This is a genomic window from Streptomyces sp. NPDC017676 (assembly GCF_044329325.1).
Lineage (GTDB): Bacteria > Actinomycetota > Actinomycetes > Streptomycetales > Streptomycetaceae > Streptomyces.
Genome location: NZ_JBIRJA010000005.1, coordinates 1 through 18,363, shown reverse-complemented (window position 1 = coordinate 18,363; position 18,363 = coordinate 1). Strand labels below are relative to the sequence as shown.

Sequence of the window (18,363 nt, the reverse complement as noted above, 5' to 3'; positions counted from 1 at the left end):
AATGACATGAGCGCAGACGGTCAGGGAAGAAACCACTGGTTCGACGACGAGGCCGGGCCGGTCGTCCGTCCGTACGCCATGACACGTGGCCGCACCACGAGCGAGGGCCAGCACCGCCTCGACCTGATCGCGGTGGTCGTCACGGAGCCCGGCACGGGCGACCCGGAATCGGACCCGACGCTGTCCCCCGAACACGTGGAGATCGTCGGACTCTGCCGGGACGTGCCCCAGTCGGTCGCCGAACTGGCCGCGGAACTCGACCTGCCCATCGGTGTCGTCCGCGTCCTCATCGGTGACCTGGTGCACGCCGAACTCGTCCGTGTGACCCGCCCGGTGCCCCCGGCCGAGCTGCCGGACGAGAGTATTCTGCGCGACGTGATCAACGGCCTCCGAGCGCTGTGACCGGCGCGGAAGCGGGGTAGCGACGTGACTGGCTGGCAGTTCTGGGTGGACCGGGGCGGCACCTTCACCGACATCGTCGCGCGCCGCCCGGACGGCCGGCTGCTCACGCACAAACTGCTGTCCGACAACCCGGCACGGTACTCCGACGCGGCCGTCGCCGGCATACGAGAAATCCTGGGCGGCTCCCAGGAGCCCGTCGAGGCCGTTCGCATGGGCACCACGGTCGCCACCAACGCCCTGCTGGAACGCAAGGGCGAGCGCACCCTCCTCGTCGTCACCCGCGGCTTCCGCGACGCGCTGCGCATCGCCTACCAGAACCGCCCCCGCATCTTCGCCCGCCGCATCGAGCTGCCCGAGTTGCTCCACGAACGGGTCGTGGAGGTGGACGAACGCGTCGCCGCCGACGGCACCGTCCTGCGCGCGCCCGACCTGGACGCCCTGGAGGGCCCGCTCCGGAAGGCGTACGACGACGGGATCCGCGCGGTCGCCGTCGTCTGCCTGCACAGTCACCTCCACCCCGGCCACGAACGTGCCGTCGGCGAACTCGCCGCACGCATCGGCTTCCCGCAGATCTCGCTGTCCAGCGAGGTCAGCCCGCTGATGAAGCTCGTCCCGCGCGGCGACACCGCCGTCGTGGACGCCTACCTCTCGCCCGTGCTGCGCCGCTACGTGCGGCACGTCGCCGACGAACTGCGCGGCGTGCGGCTGATGTTCATGCAGTCCAACGGCGGGCTGACGGAGGCCGGGCAGTTCCGCGGCAAGGACGCCGTCCTGTCCGGACCGGCCGGCGGCATCGTCGGCATGGCGCGCATGTCGCAACGCGCCGGCTTCGACCGCGTCATCGGCTTCGACATGGGCGGCACCTCCACCGACGTCTCGCACTTCGCCGGCGCGTACGAGCGGGTCTTCACCACCCAGATCGCGGGTGTCCGGCTGCGGGCCCCCATGCTGGACATCCACACCGTCGCCGCCGGCGGCGGCTCCGTCCTCCACTTCGACGGCTCCCGCTACCGGGTCGGCCCCGACTCGGCCGGCGCCGACCCCGGCCCCGCCTGCTACCGCGCGGGCGGCCCGCTCACCGTCACCGACGCCAATGTCATGCTCGGCCGCATCCAGCCCCCTCACTTCCCGGCCGTGTTCGGTCCCGGTGGTGACCAGCCACTGGACGCGGCCCTCGTCCGTGACCGGTTCACCGCCCTCGCGTGCGAGATCCACGAACAGACGGGCGACGACCGCACCCCGGAACAGGTGGCCGAGGGCTACCTGCGGATCGCCGTGGCCAACATCGCCAACGCGGTGAAGCGGATCTCCGTCCAGAAGGGCCATGACGTCACCCGCTACGCCCTGACGACCTTCGGCGGAGCGGGCGGCCAGCACGCGTGCCGGGTCGCCGACTCGCTCGGCATCCGCACCGTCCTCGTACCCCCCATGGCCGGTGTGCTCTCCGCGCTCGGCATCGGCCTCGCCGACACCACGGCCATGCGCGAGCACTCCGTGGAAGCACCCCTGGAAGCCGCCTCCATGCCCGGCATCCACCGGACGGCCGACGACCTGGAGGCCGCAGCACGGGCCGAACTCCTCGCCGAGGACATCCCGGAGGACCGCATCCGGGTCACCCGCCGCGCCCAGCTCCGCTACGACGGCACCGACACCACCCTCACCGTCGAGCTCTCCGGGCCCGACGCCATGCGGAACGCCTTCGAGGAACGTCATCGCGCCACGTACTCCTTCACACTCGACCGCCCGGTCGTCGTGGAAGCCCTCTCCGTCGAAGCCACCGGCATCACCACACCCCCCGATCTCTCCGCCCTCGCCCCGTACGAGGGCCGTGCCCAGGCGCCCGGCACCGTCCGTCTCCACACCGGCGGTGCCTGGCGCGACGTACCCCTCCACCGCCGGGAGGCCCTTCCTCCCGGCGAGGCCGTCACCGGCCCCGCGATCATCACGGAGGCCGGCGCCACGACCGTCGTCGACGACGGCTGGCGGGCCGCCGCGACCGATGACGGGCATCTGCTCATGGAACGCGCGGCGATCACGCAGAGTTCCGATGTGGACACGGAATCAGATCCGGTTCTGCTTGAGGTCTTCAACAACCTCTTCATGTCGATCGCCGAACAGATGGGCGCGCGGCTGGAGTCCACGGCCCAGTCCGTCAACATCAAGGAGCGGCTGGACTTCTCCTGCGCGCTGTTCGACCCGGACGGGAACCTGGTGGCCAACGCCCCCCACATCCCCGTCCACCTGGGATCCATGGGCACCAGCGTCAAAGAGGTCATCCGCCGGCGCGGCTCCGCCATGCGGCCGGGCGACACCTACGCCGTCAACGACCCCTACCACGGTGGCACGCACCTGCCCGACGTCACCGTGATCACCCCCGTCTTCGACACCGACGTGGCCGCGGACACGCGGAGTGAGCCGCGGATCCTCTTCCACGTCGCGTCACGCGGTCACCACGCCGAGATCGGCGGCATCGCCCCCGGCTCCATGCCGGCCCACAGCCGCACCATCGAGGAGGAGGGCGTCCTCTTCGACAACTGGCTCCTCGCCGAGAACGGCCGCTTCCGGGAAGAGGAGACCCACCGCCTCCTCACCGAGGCGCGGTACCCGTCCCGCAACCCGCGCACCAACCTCGCCGACCTGCGCGCCCAGATCGCCGCCAACCAGAAGGGCGTCGACGAGGTGCGGCGCATGATCGAGGAGTTCGGCCTCGACGTCGTCCTGGCCTACATGCGGCACGTCCAGGACAACGCCGAGGAGGCCGTCCGCCGCGTCATCGACGCCCTGGACGACGGCGAGTACGCCTATGAGACCGACTCCGGGGCCGTCATCCGGGTCCGCGTCCGCGTCGACCGCACCGAGCGCCGGGCGACCATCGACTTCACCGGCACCTCCGCGCAGCTCACCACCAACTTCAACGCGCCCGGCGCGGTGGTCGACGCGGCCGTCCTGTACGTCTTCCGCACGCTCGTCGCCGATGAGATCCCGCTCAACGACGGCTGTCTGCGCCCCCTGGACATCGTCGTGCCGTCCGGCTCGATGCTCGCCCCCGAGCCGCCCGCCGCCGTGGTCGCGGGCAACGTCGAAACCTCCCAGGCCATCACCGGCGCCCTGTACGCCGCGCTCGGCGTCCAGGCCGAGGGCTCCGGCACCATGAACAACGTCACCTTCGGCAACGAGCGGCACCAGTACTACGAAACCGTCGCCTCCGGATCCGGCGCCGGCGACGGTTTCCCGGGCGCCGACGTGGTCCAGACCCACATGACCAACTCCCGGCTCACGGACCCGGAAGTCCTGGAATGGCGGCTACCGGTCCGGCTGGAGGAGTTCGCCGTCCGGCGGGGCAGCGGCGGTGCCGGACGGTGGCGCGGCGGCGACGGAGCCGTGCGCCGCATCCGGTTCCTCGAACCGATGACCGTCTCCACGCTCTCCCAGCACCGCCGCGTGCCCCCGTACGGCATGGCCGGCGGAGCCCCCGGGGCGCTCGGCGCCAACCGGGTGGAGCACGCCGACGGCACGGTCACCGACCTGGGCGGAAGCGGCTCGGCCGACGTCGGCCCCGGCGACGTACTCGTCATCGAGACCCCCGGTGGCGGCGGCTACGGCCGACCGTCGCCCGACCCCCATCAAGCAGGAGAAGAGATCGATGATCTTCGGGCGTTCTGAGCGCGGCAAGGCTCCGGTCGAGCCCGTCACGCTCAAGATCCTCGTGGCCGGCGGCTTCGGCGTGGGCAAGACGACCCTCGTGGGCACGGTCAGCGAGATCAGGCCGCTGCGCACCGAGGAACTGCTCACCGAGGCCGGGCGGCCCGTCGATGACACCAGCGGTGTGGAGGGAAAGCACACCACCACGGTGGCCATGGACTTCGGCCGGATCACCCTGCGCCAGGACCTGGTGCTCTACCTCTTCGGCACGCCCGGGCAGGAGCGGTTCTGGTTCATGTGGGACGAGCTGTCCGAGGGCGCGCTCGGAGCCGTGGTGCTCGCCGACACGCGCCGCCTGGACGACTGCTTCGCCGCCGTCGACTACTTCGAGCGGCGTTCCATCCCCTTCCTCGTCGGCGTCAACTGCTTCGAGGGAGCCGCCCGTCACCCCGTGGAATCCGTCCGTCAGGCCCTCGACCTGGACGACGACGTGCCCCTCCTGCTGTGCGACGCCCGTGACCGGGAGTCGGCCAAGGAGGTGCTCGTCGGACTGGTCCAGCACGCGATGGAGTACACGACCGGCCGCCGGGAGGCCGTCATGCGCTGACCGCGGGACACGGCCCGTACCCCCGCCGACCGGGGTACGGGCCGTGGTCCTGTGCGCAGCGCCCGCGCGCGCGTGCGGCGACATTCCCGCTGCTAGGGTCTGTCCTCCTCCACCCAGCCGAAGCTCTTCTCCACGGCTCTGCGCCAGTTCCGGTACTCGCGGTCGCGGACCGACGCCTCCATGACGGGCGTCCACTCCGCGTCCTTCCGCCAGTGCGACTTCAGCTCGTCAAGGTGGTTCCACACGCCCGTGGCCAGCCCGGCCGCGTAGGCGGCGCCCAGGCACGTCGTCTCCGACACGCGTGGCCGGATCACCGGGACGCCGAGGACGTCCGCCTGGTGCTGCATGAGCAGGTTGTTCCGGGTCATGCCGCCGTCGACCTTCAGAGTGCTGATCCGCACCCCGGAGTCCTGGTACATCGCGTCCACGACCTCCCGGGTCTGCCAGCTCGTCGCCTCCAGCACCGCGCGCGCGAGGTGCGCCTTGGTGACGTACCGGGTGAGGCCGGTGACGACGCCGCGCGCGTCGGAGCGCCAGTAGGGCGCGAACAGGCCGGAGAAGGCCGGCACGATGTAGGCGCCGCCGTTGTCGTCGACGCTCGCCGCCAGTGGCTCGATCTCGTCCGCGGTCCGGATGATCCCCAGCTGGTCGCGGAACCACTGGACCAGCGCGCCCGTTATCGCTATCGACCCCTCCAGGCAGTACACCGGCGCCTCCCCGCCGATCTTGTAGCCCATCGTCGTCAGCAGCCCGTTCTTGGACGGCACCGGCCGGTTGCCGGTGTTCAGCAGCAGGAAACTTCCGGTGCCGTAGGTGTTCTTCGCCGTGCCGACGTCGTAGCAGGCCTGTCCGAACACAGCGGCCTGCTGGTCGCCCAGCGCCGAGGCCACGGGCACCCCGGACAACTGCCCGACGGCTGTCCCGTACACCTCTGCGGAGGACCTGATCTCGGGCAGTACGGCCTCGGGCACGTTCATCGCGGACAGGATGGAGGGGTCCCACTGGAGGGTCTCCAGGTTCATCAGCATGGTGCGGCCGGCGTTCGTGACATCGGTGACGTGCCGGCCGCCGTCGGGGCCACCGGTGAGGTTCCAGATCAACCAGGAGTCGATGGTGCCGAACGCGATCTCACCGCGCTCCGCCCGCTGCCGCAGACCGGGCACATGGTCCAGCAGCCAGGCCGCCTTGGGCCCGGAGAAGTAGCTGGCCAGCGGCAGTCCCGTCGTCTCGCGGAAGCGGTCCTGGCCGTCCGCGCCGCCCAGTTCGCCGCACAGGGCCGCGGTACGGGTGTCCTGCCAGACGATCGCGTTGTGCACGGGCTTGCCCGTGGCGCGGTCCCACAGGACCGTGGTCTCCCGCTGGTTGGTGATGCCGAGGGCGCTGAGCTGGTCGGCGCGCAGTCCCGCCCGGGCGAGCGCCCCGGCCACCACGGCCTGCACCTTGGACCAGATCTCGGTGGCGTCGTGCTCCACCCAGCCGGGCCTGGGAAAGATCTGCCGGTGCTCGCGCTGGTCGACGGCGACGACGGCACCGCTGTGGTCGAAGACGATGCAGCGGCTGGACGTGGTGCCCTGGTCGATGGCGGCGACGTACGTGTCGGCGGTGTCCGTCATGGCTGCCCCTGGGTCGCTGGGTCGGATCACTGGTCGGAAGGACGCGTGCGGATCGTGGATCGCGGTGGCGGGAGCGGGGGTTCAGAAGGCCGCGTTGTAGACGAGGCCGGCCAGCGCCCCGCCGATCAGCGGCCCGACGACCGGGATCCAGGCGTATCCCCAGTCGGAGCCGCCCTTGTGGGGGATCGGCAGGAAGGTGTGCACGATGCGCGGACCGAGGTCGCGGGCCGGGTTGATGGCGTAGCCGGTGGGGCCGCCGAGGGAGAGGCCGATGCCCACGACGAGCAGGGAGACGATGAGCACGGTCGTGCCGGACTCGCCGAGCCCCTGGGTCAGCCCGAAGGCGAGCACGGGCAGGACGAGCGCGACGGTCGCGATGATCTCCGTGACGAGGTTGGCGACCGGGTTCCTGATCTCCGGAATCGTGGAGAAGATGCCTAGGGTCGGCACCGGGTCGCCCGCGGTGCCGTCCGTGGTCCCTTCGGTGCGCACGTTGGCCTGGAACTGGGCGAGATAGACGAGGTAGGCCAGTACGGCGCCGAGCATCGCGCCGACGAACTGCCCGAGCAGGTACACCCAGACCTTGCCCCACTTCCCGGTGTCCACGGCGATGCCGATGGTGACCGCGGGGTTGAGCTGACCACCGGAGAGGGGAGCGGCGGTGTACGCGCCCGCGAGGACGCCGAAGCCCCAGCCGAACGCGATCACGATCCAGCCCGAGGCGCGCGCCTTGGAGTATCTGAGGGTGACGGCGGCACAGACGCCCGCGCCGAACAGGATCAGGATCGCGGTGCCGATGACCTCGCCGACGAATATGTCTCCGTTGCTCATGGCGGCTCCCTTGGCGCCGGCAGGGGGCGATCGGCCCCCGGCCCTGGCGTGCAGGACGGTTCCCTTGGCGACTTCAGCCGAAGGCAGGGAGGGCCCCGCGCCCCGCCCGGCGTCGGTGACGAGCGTGCCGTCGCAGCCGGATCGCCCTGGATCGCCGGGCCGTGAACAGGACAGACCCGTGCCCCAGTGCCTGATAACGCCAAGAATGTACGGCGATGTCGGCCGACACCGGGAAGTGTTCTCCGGTGCCCCGGGGGCGTCAAGGTTGCGGACGGCGACGGTGACATGAGCGCTCCGTCGGTCTCGGTGGAGCCGGCGCGCCGCAACAGACGTGTACGAGAAGGCGGTTCACCACCGTGGCTCGGCGGTCGCGTAGCCGGTCTGCGCCGGGGTCGGGTCCGGGTTGCCGCGCCGGACCTCGTGACCGGGGAGTCCGGCGCGCCCGAGCACCCAACTCCCGCCGTTCAGCGCTTTGGCGGCCTTCTTCAGCGGGGCCAGCTGTGCGGCGGCCTGGTGATGGTCGCGCACGCTGCCCGGACCGCAGACGACCGTCGCCACGGAGAGCGTGACCGGCCGCCCGCCCGCCGCCCAGGGAACGTCCAGCACGGCGGTGACCAGCGGATCGAGCGCCTCTTCCTCCGCCAGCACCAGGAAGTCGTCTCCGCCGATGTGCCCCACGCGCGCGTGCTCCGCGACCACCTGTTGGAGCGCGCGGCCCACCGCGCGGATCAGCTCGTCGCCCGCGGCGAACCCCGCACCGTCGTTGACCTGCTTGAAGTGGTCGATGTCCAGCCAGCTGAGGGCGAACGCCCGCCCGTCGGAGATCCGCCGGTCCACCTCGCCGACGATCGCGTCCGAACCGGGCAGCCGGGTCAGCGGGTTGAGCCCGGCGGCCTCCTCCACCCGGTTCTCGGCCAGGGCCCGCACCAGATCTGCCAGCCGTACGACGCCGACGCACCGGCCGTGCCCGTCGACCACCGCCACGTCGTCGGAGGTCCGGTCCCGGCCGCCGACCGCCACCACGTCCAGCACCTGCCAGGCCGTCGCGTCGACGCCGACCGTGCGGGGCGCGTCGCCCAGTTTGAAGGCCGGCCGGTCGGCGTACAGGGCGTGTCCGTAGCGCCCCGACATCGACAGCAGGAAACGCGAACGGTGCACCGACCGGACCGGCCTGCCGTACTGGTCCACCAGCAGTACGCCGGAGACGTCCGGGGAACCGGTCAGCAGCGCCCGCACCTGTCCGGCCGAGGCGGTCAGCGGCAGGACGGCGGCCGGCCGTACGAACTCCCGCACCGAAGGTCCGGAGCGGGGCACGGCCGAGGCGCCGGGCCCCAGGGACGGAACGTATACGTCCGCCGCGGGGATGCGGGCCGGCGGAGCGAACAGCTCGCCCTGGGCCAGCTGCGCACCGGCCGACAGCGCCGCCGCGCACTGGAGTTCCGTCTCGACTCCCTCCACCGCGACCAGGGCGCCCAGCTCCTCGCACAGCGTCCGCATCGCCCGCACCGCGGCCGGCCGGGCCAGCAGCGAGGCGTCGAGTTTGACCAGGTCGGGGGAGAGGTCGGTGAGCAGCCGGAGCGGAACGTCGCCGTCCCCGATGCCGTCCGCGCTGATCCGGAACCCCTGCGCGCGCAGTGAGGCCACCGCCTCCAGCAGGGCCCGTTGCGGCACATGCGTGTACGGCGGGACGATGTCGAGCGTCACCTCCCAGGCCATGCGCCCCGCCGCGCGGACGGCCTCGTACAGCGGTGTCAGGCCGCCGAGGTCGGCGAGCGTGGCTGCGAACACGTTCAGGTGCAACGGCAGCAGGGTTTCCTTGCGGGCCGCGGCGCGGAGCGCCAACACGGTCAGCCTGCCGTCCAGTTCGGGATCCCGGCGGGCCTCGGCCAGGATGTCACCGGCCTCCGGTCGGGCGAGTATCTCCAGTGCGGCGACCGCGCCCGTCCTCAGGTTGACCACCGGCTGGAAGGCGAAGCGGAGAGTATCCGTCCAGGAGTGCACGGCAGCATGATGGCGCTGCCCGCGCACGCCCAGGCACAGTTCATGAGACGTTCACGCAGGATTCCGGGGTGATCACGGAGAGTGGTGCGGAAAGTGGCCAGTCTCATCGGCTTCCTTGCCGGCGCAGGAGCCTCCAGTTTCCCTGTGGTCACCGCGCGGCGATCATCGATGACCCGTGCCCGGCACGGGGCCTCCTCTCCGGGCACACCTGACGGGACGTCAGAGCCATGCCACGGGCAATCGGAAACGGGCAGGCCGATTCGGTGAACCGAACAGCGGCGCACGGCGTCGTGGTACACGAGGGGCGGCCGGGACCGACGGGGGTGATTCCGGCCGCCTCTTCCGGATCCGCTCGTTCCTGATGCCTCACTAGCGGAACACGTCCCTCCCCTGATCGGATACAGTCCGCGCGTGTCCGAAACTCAGCAACCAACTGCCAACTCCGCGCCCGACTCTCACTGTTCGAGCTGCGGAGCGCCCTATGGAGAGGGCGTTTCCGGATGGCCGCGCACCTGCCCGTCCTGCGGCACCATCGCCTACCGCAATCCGCTGCCGGTCGCGATCGCTCTCCAGCCCGTGTACGACACCAAGGGCACGGCCCTGGTCGTCATCACCCGAACCGTCGCCCCCGCCCGCGGAGGCATCGCCCTGCCGGGCGGGTACATCGACGACCGCGAGGACTGGAAGCAGGCCGTCGTACGGGAACTCAAGGAGGAGACCGGAATCGAAGCAGCCGCCCGTGACGTGCGGCTCGTGGACGTCATGAGCTCACCCGACGGGCACCTGCTGCTGTTCGGAGTGCTGCCGGAACGCCCGGCCGACGGACTGCCGCCCTCCGGTCCCACCGACGAGACCGAGGGCTGGCAGCTGTTGCGCAGACCCGAGGAACTCGCCTTTCCGCTGCACACCGTGGCCGTCAAGGCATGGTTCGAGGGCCGCTACGTCTGAGCCCGTGGCTCAGCCGAGCCCGCGCACGCGCACCGGGTAGGGCGGCGCCGCCACGCCGTCCTCCCGGTCCCGGGTGACCACCACCCGCCCACCGTGCCGACGGGCGACGTAGCGCTCGATCTCCGGCTCCTCCCACCCCTCGCCCGGGTCCGCCACGACCAGGCCGGCCCCGGTGCGTCCGCGCGCGGGCGCCCACACCTCCAGCTCCAGCCCGCCGTCGGCGCCACGCACGGGCAGCACCGCCCCCGCGCGCGCGAGCACCGGTGTCCGGGACAGCGGCGCGTCCACCAGGACCCGCCCCGGCCCCTCATGGACCTCCTCCGTCAGCGTGTCGTACCAGCGGCCCCGCGGCAGCCGCACCGCGCGCCGGCGGACACCGGGATCCAGGACGGGGGCCACCAGAAGGCCGTCGCCCAGCAGAAACGTGTCCTCACAGTCGCGCAGCGCCCGGTCCTCCGGCGCCCCCCACCACAGCGGCCGCACATACGGAGCGCCGGTCCGCCGGGCCAGATGCGCCAGCGTCAGGAAGTACGGGAGCAACCGCCGCCGTTCGAGCAACGCCACGCGCGCGTGCTCCAGCACCTCGGCACCGAACTCCCACGGCTCCCGGCGCCCCGCCCGCAGGCTCGCGTGGGTGCGGAACAGCGGCAGATACGCGCCCAGCTGGAACCAGCGCAGATACAGCTCCGGCGACGGACTGCCGTCGAAACCGCCCACATCCGGACCCGAGTACGGCACCCCGCACAGCCCCAGACCCACCACCAGCGACAACGACGCCCGCAGCCCCGGCCAGCCGGTCGCCACGTCCCCCGACCACGTGCCCCCGTACCGCTGCAGCCCCGCCCAGCCCGAGCGGGAGAACAGGAAGGGCCGCTCCTGCGGCGCCAGCTCGCGCAAACCCTCATAGGCGGCCTGCGCCATGCACAGCGCGTACACGTTGTGCCCTTCCCGGTGGTCACCGCCGCGCCCTTCCAGGGCATGCCGGACCGAACGCGGCAGCGTCGGCTCACCGAAGGCGCTGAACGACGTCGGCTCGTTCATGTCGTGCCAGAACCCGGCGAAGCCCTGCTCCAGCCGCTCCTCGTACAGCCCGCCCCACCACGCACGCGCGCGTGCGTCCGTGAAATCCGGGAAGACCGACTCACCGGCCCACGCGACACCCCGCACCCTCCGGCCCTGAGCGTCCCGCACGAAGGCGTCCACGGCCGCGCCGCTCTCGTACACGGCACTGCCCGGTTCCGCCCGCACCGCCGGATCGACGATCGACACCAGCCGGATCCCGTCCCGGCGCAGCTCCTCCGCCAGCACCGGAAGCTTGGGAAAACGCTCCTGGTCGACCGTGAACACCTGATGGTCGTCGTAGTGGTCGATGTCGAGGTGCACGGCGTCCAGCGGCAGCCCGCGCTCGTGATAGCCCGCGACGATCCGGCGCACCTCCTGCTCGCTGCCGAATCCCCACCGCGCGTGCTGGTGGCCCAGCGCCCACGCCGGCGGCAGGGCGGGCGCACCGGTCAGCGAGACCCACGTGTGCAGCACGCGCGCGGGAGTCCCCACCATCACCCAGCAGCGCAGCGGACCGCCGTCCATCCGCACCTCGCAGTGCCCCGCCCGGTCGTGCCCGGACCCGGCGCCCTCCTCGCCCTCCCGCAGGACCACCGTGCCGTCCCAGGTGGTGTCATGGAACACCAGATGGGTGCCGGCATCCGCCACCACCAGCTGCACCGGCATCGTCAGGTACAGCGGATCGTCGCCGGGTCCGAACGCCCGGCCGGGATCGGTGTTCCACAGCCGGTACCTGCCATCGCGCAGCCGGGGCCCGCCCGCGCGGGCGCCCAGGCCGAAGAACCGGGCGTCCGCGGCCACCTCCGACCGCAGCATCCACCGCGCCGTCCCCCCGCCGACCGGCTCCCACCAGCGCGGCGGCAGATCCCGCCGCAGCACCACCCCGCCCGGAGTGCACACCTCCACCGCGCCGTGCCGCGACACGACGACCGTCGCCCGCTCGGCCACCACGCGCCAGCCGCCGTCCTTGTCCGGCTCCAGCACCGCCCGCGGATCCGGCTCGGGACCGCTCCCCGCGAGCGCGTACGACGGCTGCGGACCAGCCCCGTCCCACCCCCAGAAGACCGCCCCGTTCACCGCCACGACGATCCGCAGCTCCGAGCGGCCGAACCGGATCAGACCACCCCCGGGACCCGGCTCCGCGCCCCGCACCTGACCCGGCACCCGGGCCCGCTCGGGCCCCCGCCGCGGGAGCCCGGCGGCGTCGATACGCCTCCTGCGCCACGCCGCCCGTACGGTACGCAACCCCTGGGCCGCCTTGCCCGAACCGACCACACTCACCGAACGCACCAGGTCACGACCGTCCATGCTGCTCACCCTGCCACTGAGCGCCCCACGCGCGTGTGTCGTTCAACTGTCGTTCACCCGTGCCCGGACCACATCTTCATGACATGGACTGTGTGGAGCGCACCCTGGTGTAGAAGTCGATCACATGGCATCGTCCCTGTCAGCCGCGTCACGCGCACACCCCAGCCCGTGCGCGGACCGACGCACACGACGCGCACAGCCCGGGAGCCGCACCAATGTCGACCGCGAACCCCCAGCCGCTCTGGCAGCCCGATCCCCAGCGGATCGCCCAGGCCCGCATCACCCGGTTCCAGGCATGGGCCGCCGAACACCACGGCGCCCCCGCCGAGGGCGGGTACCCGGCCCTGCACCGGTGGTCCGTCGACCAGCTGGACACCTTCTGGAAAGCCGTCACCGAGTGGTTCGACGTACGGTTCTCCACGCCCTACGCGCGCGTGCTCGGCGACCGCACCATGCCCGGCGCCCAATGGTTCCCCGGAGCCACCCTCAACTACGCCGAACACGCCCTGCGCGCCGCGGCCGACCGCGCCGACGAACCCGCCCTCCTCTACGTGGACGAGACGCACGAGCCGCGCCCGGTGAGCTGGTCCGCGCTGCGCCGCCAGGTCGGCTCCCTCGCCGCCGAACTCCGCGCCCTCGGCGTCCGCCCGGGCGACCGGGTCAGCGGCTACCTGCCCAACATCCCCCAGGCCGTCGTCGCCCTCCTCGCCACCGCCGCCGTCGGCGCCGTCTGGACCTCCTGCGCCCCCGACTTCGGCGCCCGGAGCGTCCTCGACCGCTTCCAGCAGGTCGAACCCGTCGTCCTGTTCACCGTCGACGGCTACCGCTACGGCGGCAAGGAGCACGACCGCCGCGAGGTCGTCGCCGAGCTGCGCCGCGAGCTGCCCACCCTGCGCGCCGTCGTCCACATCCCCCTGCTCGGCACCGAGCCCCCCGAGGGAGCCCTGGAGTGGTCCGCGCTGACCGCCGGGGACACCGAGCCGGTCTTCGAGCAGGTCCCGTTCGACCACCCGCTGTGGGTGCTCTACTCCTCCGGCACCACCGGCCTGCCGAAGGCCATCGTCCAGTCGCAGGGCGGCATCCTGGTCGAACACCTCAAGCAGCTCGGCCTGCACTGCGACCTCGGCCCCGAGGACCGTTTCTTCTGGTACACCTCGACCGGCTGGATGATGTGGAACTTCCTCGTCTCCGGCCTGCTCACGGGCACCACGGTGGTCCTGTACGACGGCAGCCCCGGCTACCCCGACACGGGCGCCCAGTGGCGCGTCGCCGAACGCACCGGAGCCACCCTCTACGGCACCTCCGCCGCCTACGTCATGGCCTGCCGCAAAGCCGGCGTCCACCCCGCACGCGACTACGACCTGTCCACGGTGAAGTGCGTCGCCACCACCGGCTCCCCCCTGCCGCCCGACGGCTTCCGCTGGCTGCACGACGAGGTCCGCGACGACCTGTGGATCGCCTCCGTCAGCGGCGGCACCGACGTCTGCTCCTGCTTCGCCGGCGCCGTACCCACCCTCCCGGTGTACACCGGGGAACTCCAGGCACCCGGCCTCGGCACCGACCTGCAGTCCTGGGACCCCAGCGGCAAGCCCCTCATCGACGAAGTCGGTGAACTGGTCGTCACCAACCCCATGCCGTCCATGCCGATCCACTTCTGGAACGACCCCGACGGCAGCCGCTACCACGACAGCTACTTCGACACCTATCCCGGCGTCTGGCGGCACGGCGACTGGATCACCGTCACCTCACGCGGGACCGTGATCATCCACGGCCGCTCCGACTCCACCCTCAACCGGCAGGGCGTGCGCATGGGCTCGGCCGACATCTACGAGGTCGTCGAACGCCTGCCTGAGATCAAGGAATCGCTGGTCATCGGCATCGAGCAGCCCGACGGCGGCTACTGGATGCCACTGTTCGTGCACCTGGCACCGGGCGCCGTCCTGGACGAGGCCCTCCTCAACCGCATCAAGCAGGCCATCCGCGAGCAGCTCTCCCCGCGGCACATCCCCGACGAGATCATCGAGGTCCCCGGCGTCCCGCACACCCTCACGGGCAAGCGCATCGAGGTCCCGGTCAAGCGCCTGCTGCAGGGCACCCCGCTGGACAAGGCGGTGAACCCCGGCTCCATCGACGACCTCGCCCTGCTCGGCTTCTACGAGGAACTCGCCCGCAAGCGCCCCTGACGCCGGACGATCACCCTCCGCATCCGGGCCTCTGTACGGCTCAAGCGATGTGACCTGCGCAGACGACCTCGCCACCCGACCGTGACCACCGGCGGCACCGCCATTGTCAGTGCCGCCGGTTACGGTGAGTGAGCATTGATCGACCGCGCATTGGGGGAAATTCATGGCGCACACCGACCACCAGACCATGCGGCGCGTCCTGCGCCGCGAGATCGCGGGCACCATCGGCGTGCTCACCGACGACCACGACTTCCGCGCCATGCGGCGCTACCGCAGCTTCACCTTCGACGACCACACCACCTACCTCCGGCAACTGGAGGCCGTCCTCCAGGCCCGCGCCGCACAGGGCAAACACACCACCCTCGCCCTGTTCGACCCCGAGGACTACGCCGCGTACTGCGCGGACACCGGCCTCGACCCGGAAGCCCCGACCAGCCGGACCCGATTCACCGCGGAACTCGCGGCCACCGGCCCGACCATCCCCTACGACGGCCGCCCGCTCGCCGTCCTCCTGCCCGCCCTCGTGGACGAAGCCGTACGTCAGGCCACCTGGGAGTACACCACCACCCTCCTGACCCGCCTCGGCCCCTGCCCGACCTGCGGCGAGGACATCGGCAGGGCAGCCTTCACCCGCGCCTCCGACCTCGTGGTCCGCATCCTCGACACCGCACCACCCGGCGACCGACACCTCGTCTGCACCGTCGCCGGCCCCCCGGACACCCTCGTCGCCGTCCTCCACGGCGACCAGGACCCCCACGGCGCGACCCGCCTGGACGAGACCGAAGCGCTGGAATTCACCAGCGTCCTCGCCCTCGGCCTCGCGACCCGCAGCCCCGGCGGACTCGTCATCCGCGTCAGCACCGACGGAACGGCCGACCGCGTCTACGGCTGGCGACTGCGCGGCGGCGCCCTCGAACCACTGACGGCATCCGAGGTGTTCGACGCCTACTGCACCGACGTCGAATCGGGCGAGCTGATCTCCCCGGAACCCGGCGTCGACTACCGCGAGCCACCCGCCCTCGGAGAGGAGAGCACCGCCCCGGGCCACCGCCACTGAGCCCCGCACACTCAGCGGCCCGAACGCGTCAGGGGCGCCCCGCCCGAAGGCAGGACGCCCCTGAACCGACACACCGACGGTGATCGGTACGGCTACTCGCCGGACAGCACAGCCTGAGCCGCGCTGCGCGCCTCCTCGGCACTGTCCGCCGCACGCGCCGCCGCCGCGGCCCGCTCACACTGCGCCAGCGTGTACTTCGCCAGCGTGGCGCGCACGTACGGAATCGACGCCGCACCCATGGAAAGGGAGGTGACACCCAGACCGGTCAGCACACAGGCCAGCAGCGGATCCGACGCGGCCTCGCCGCACACCCCACAGCTCTTGCCCTCGGCCGTGGCCGCCTCGGCGGACAGCGCCACCAGGTCGAGCAGCGCCGGCTGCCACGGGTCCTGCAGCCGCGACACCGCACCCACCTGCCGGTCCGCCGCGAACGTGTACTGCGCCAGGTCGTTGGTCCCCAGCGACAGGAACTCGACCTCCTGGAGGATCGAGCGCGCCCGCAGCGCGGCCGAGGGGATCTCGACCATCGCGCCGAACTTCGCCCGCAGCCCCGCCTCACGGCAGGCGTCGGCAAAGGCCTTCGCGTCCTTGCGGTCCGCCACCATGGGCGCCATGACCTCAAGGTAGACGGGCAGCCCCTCGGCGGCCTTCGCCAGCGCCGTCAGCTGAGTGCGCAGAACCTCGGGGTGGTCGAGCAGCGTCCGCAGCCCCCGCACGCCGAGAGCCGGGTTCGGCTCGTCCGCCGGCGTCAGGAAGTCCAGCGGCTTGTCGGCCCCAGCGTCCAGCACCCGCACGACCACACGGCTCTCGGGGAACGCCTCCAGCACCTGCCGGTAGGCCTCCACCTGCTTCTCCTCGGAAGGAGCGTTCTTGCTGTCGTCCAGGAACAGGAACTCGGTACGGAACAGACCGACACCCTCGGCCCCCGCCTCGACGGCCGCCGGCACATCCGCCGGCCCGCCCACGTTGGCCAGAAGGGGCACCTTGTGCCCATCCGCGGTCACCCCGGGACCCGTCGAAGCGGCCAGCGCGGCCTTGCGCGCGGCGGCTGCGGCCTCCAGCTCCGCCTTCTTCCCCTCGCTCGGGTTCACGAAGACATCGCCGGTGCTGCCGTCGACGGCGATCAGCGTGCCCTCGGCCAGCTCACCGGCACCGGGCAGCGCCACCACGGCCGGCACCCCCAGAGCCCTCGCCAGGATGGCGCTGTGACTGGTCGGACCGCCCTCCTCGGTCACGAAACCGAGGACCAGGGAGGGGTCGAGCAGCGCGGTGTCGGCCGGAGCGAGATCACGGGCCACGAGCACATAGGGCTCGTCACTGTCCGGGACACCCGGCATCGGCACGCCCAGCAACCGGGCGACGATACGGTTCCGCACGTCATCGAGGTCGGCCACGCGCCCGGCCAGGTACTCACCGGCACCGGCCAGCAGCTCCCGGTACGCCGCGAAGGCGTCGTACACGGCACGCTCGGCGGTGCTCCCGACGGCGATCCGCCGGTCCACGTCGGCCATCAGCTCGGGGTCCTGCGCCATCATGGCCTGTGCCTCCAGCACGGCCTGGGCCTCGCCCCCCGCGAGATTGCCGCGTGCCATCAGATCGGCGGCCACGGCGTCCACGGCCTGACGGGCGCGTCCCTGCTCCCGCTCCGCGTCCTCGGCGGGAATCTGCTTGGCCGGCGGCTCCAGAACCGCCGTGCCCATGTGCCGTACCTCGCCGATCGCCACGCCATGGCTCACGCCGACGCCTCGCAGCGTTGTCTCCATCTCACCCGTCTCCGGATAGTGCGGCGGGTCCCGCCGCCGCGGTGGTTGTCCTGTTCGCCGCCTTACGACGGCAGTGCTGTCAGTTCCAGGAGAAGAGGCTGTCGCCGACCTTCACGTCCCCGTCCTCACGGAGGTCGGAGAGCGACTCGGCGGTGGCTTCCAGGGCGACGACCGGGCACACCGGCGACTTGCCGGCGGCCTCGACCGCGGCGGGGTTCCAGCGCACGACGGCCTGGCCGCGGGTCACGGTGTCGCCCTTGTTGACGAGAACCTCGAAGCCCTCGCCGTTGAGCTGGACGGTGTCGATGCCGAGATGGGTGAGCACACCGTGCCCGCTCTCGTCGACCACGACGAACGCGTGCGGATGCAGGGAGACGATGATGCCGTCGACGGGCGCCACGGCCTCGGAGATCTCACGCACGGGGTCGATCGCTGTGCCCGGGCCGACCATGGCCCCGGAGAAGACCGGATCCGGCACTGCGGCCAGTCCGATGGCACGCCCGGCAAGAGGGGACGTCACGGTGGTCATGGGAAGCCTCCCAGGGAGTGGAGCTGTTCACGGGCCGTCACTGGCAGTCCCCGGACGGCGCACTGAGCAGCAGCGTATGTCATGTGAACTGGCGGTTCCGGATGGAAGCTACCAGTTAGTGGTCTAGACCACCAGCTCACCGGATTTGCATGGCCTCCAAGGCTGCGTGTACAGTCGTACTCCTGCCGGGGGGTAGTGAGGCGTGCAACCGCATCCTCCTCCGACAGCAACCAAACTCATCAGATCCTATCTCTGGATCTCCTTCTGCATGCTCGCAGCGGGGTGGTCAGAGAGACAGAAAAACCCTGGTAGAGTTTAAAACACCGAAGGGAAGCGCCCGGAGGAAAGCCCGAGAGGGTGAGTACAAAGGAAGCGACCGTTCCTTGAGAACTCAACAGCGTGCCAAAAGTCAACGCC

Annotated in this window: 12 protein-coding genes; 6 read left to right on the top strand and 6 right to left on the bottom strand. The window is 71.5% G+C overall.

Annotation, left to right across the window (positions count from 1 at the left end):
* The first annotated feature begins 6 nt into the window (after positions 1 to 6).
* From ACH4LD_RS12275 to ACH4LD_RS12265, 3 genes are read left to right on the top strand one after another with little or no spacing between them, the layout of a single operon-like run.
* Positions 7 to 402, top strand: a complete 396-nt coding sequence (locus ACH4LD_RS12275; protein ID WP_103816536.1) for a DUF742 domain-containing protein — start codon at positions 7 to 9, stop codon at positions 400 to 402.
* A gap of 24 nt (positions 403 to 426) precedes the next feature.
* Positions 427 to 4,065 (top strand): hydantoinase B/oxoprolinase family protein, encoded by a 3,639-nt coding sequence (locus ACH4LD_RS12270; protein ID WP_398055952.1) that lies wholly within the window; start codon positions 427 to 429, stop codon positions 4,063 to 4,065.
* Positions 4,046 to 4,651 (top strand): GTP-binding protein, encoded by a 606-nt coding sequence (locus ACH4LD_RS12265; protein WP_398055953.1) that lies wholly within the window; start codon positions 4,046 to 4,048, stop codon positions 4,649 to 4,651. Before ACH4LD_RS12270 ends, ACH4LD_RS12265 begins: the two co-directional genes overlap by 20 nt.
* A 92-nt stretch (positions 4,652 to 4,743) precedes the next feature.
* Here the strand turns inward: ACH4LD_RS12265 and glpK are convergent, their stop codons facing one another.
* The 3 genes from glpK to ACH4LD_RS12250 form a co-directional block, all read right to left on the bottom strand.
* Entirely contained in the window at positions 4,744 to 6,264 is a 1,521-nt protein-coding gene (glpK, locus tag ACH4LD_RS12260; RefSeq protein ID WP_398055954.1) for a glycerol kinase GlpK, read from the bottom strand.
* 81 nt (positions 6,265 to 6,345) lie between these two features.
* Positions 6,346 to 7,095, bottom strand: a complete 750-nt coding sequence (locus tag ACH4LD_RS12255) for an MIP/aquaporin family protein (protein ID WP_132786648.1) — start codon at positions 7,093 to 7,095, stop codon at positions 6,346 to 6,348.
* A gap of 348 nt (positions 7,096 to 7,443) precedes the next feature.
* On the bottom strand, positions 7,444 to 9,096 hold the full coding sequence (locus ACH4LD_RS12250; protein ID WP_398055955.1) for a GGDEF domain-containing protein: 1,653 nt from the start codon (positions 9,094 to 9,096) through the stop codon (positions 7,444 to 7,446).
* Positions 9,097 to 9,507: 411 nt separating this feature from the next.
* Here ACH4LD_RS12250 and ACH4LD_RS12245 point away from each other — a divergent pair, with 411 nt between their 5' ends.
* On the top strand, positions 9,508 to 10,044 hold the full coding sequence (locus tag ACH4LD_RS12245) for an NUDIX domain-containing protein (protein ID WP_132786650.1): 537 nt from the start codon (positions 9,508 to 9,510) through the stop codon (positions 10,042 to 10,044).
* 9 nt (positions 10,045 to 10,053) lie between these two features.
* Here ACH4LD_RS12245 and ACH4LD_RS12240 read toward each other — a convergent pair whose 3' ends face one another.
* Positions 10,054 to 12,414, bottom strand: a complete 2,361-nt coding sequence (locus ACH4LD_RS12240) for a glycoside hydrolase family 31 protein (RefSeq protein ID WP_398055956.1) — start codon at positions 12,412 to 12,414, stop codon at positions 10,054 to 10,056.
* Positions 12,415 to 12,629: 215 nt separating this feature from the next.
* On the opposite strand from ACH4LD_RS12240, the gene ACH4LD_RS12235 reads away from it, so the two are divergent.
* The gene (locus ACH4LD_RS12235; RefSeq protein ID WP_398055958.1) at positions 12,630 to 14,597 is read left to right on the top strand and encodes an acetoacetate--CoA ligase; all 1,968 of its coding nucleotides are present in this window, start codon (positions 12,630 to 12,632) and stop codon (positions 14,595 to 14,597) included.
* Positions 14,598 to 14,760: 163 nt separating this feature from the next.
* Positions 14,761 to 15,654 (top strand): hypothetical protein, encoded by an 894-nt coding sequence (locus ACH4LD_RS12230; RefSeq protein WP_398055959.1) that lies wholly within the window; start codon positions 14,761 to 14,763, stop codon positions 15,652 to 15,654.
* 92 nt (positions 15,655 to 15,746) lie between these two features.
* Here ACH4LD_RS12230 and ptsP read toward each other — a convergent pair whose 3' ends face one another.
* Together ptsP and ACH4LD_RS12220 are read right to left on the bottom strand one after the other, a co-directional pair.
* Positions 15,747 to 17,417 (bottom strand): phosphoenolpyruvate--protein phosphotransferase, encoded by a 1,671-nt coding sequence (ptsP, locus tag ACH4LD_RS12225; RefSeq protein ID WP_398055960.1) that lies wholly within the window; start codon positions 17,415 to 17,417, stop codon positions 15,747 to 15,749.
* A gap of 79 nt (positions 17,418 to 17,496) precedes the next feature.
* Positions 17,497 to 17,946: a PTS glucose transporter subunit IIA gene (locus tag ACH4LD_RS12220; protein ID WP_103816544.1), complete on the bottom strand. Its 450-nt coding sequence runs from the start codon at positions 17,944 to 17,946 to the stop codon at positions 17,497 to 17,499.
* Between the last annotated feature and the right edge of the window lie 417 nt (positions 17,947 to 18,363).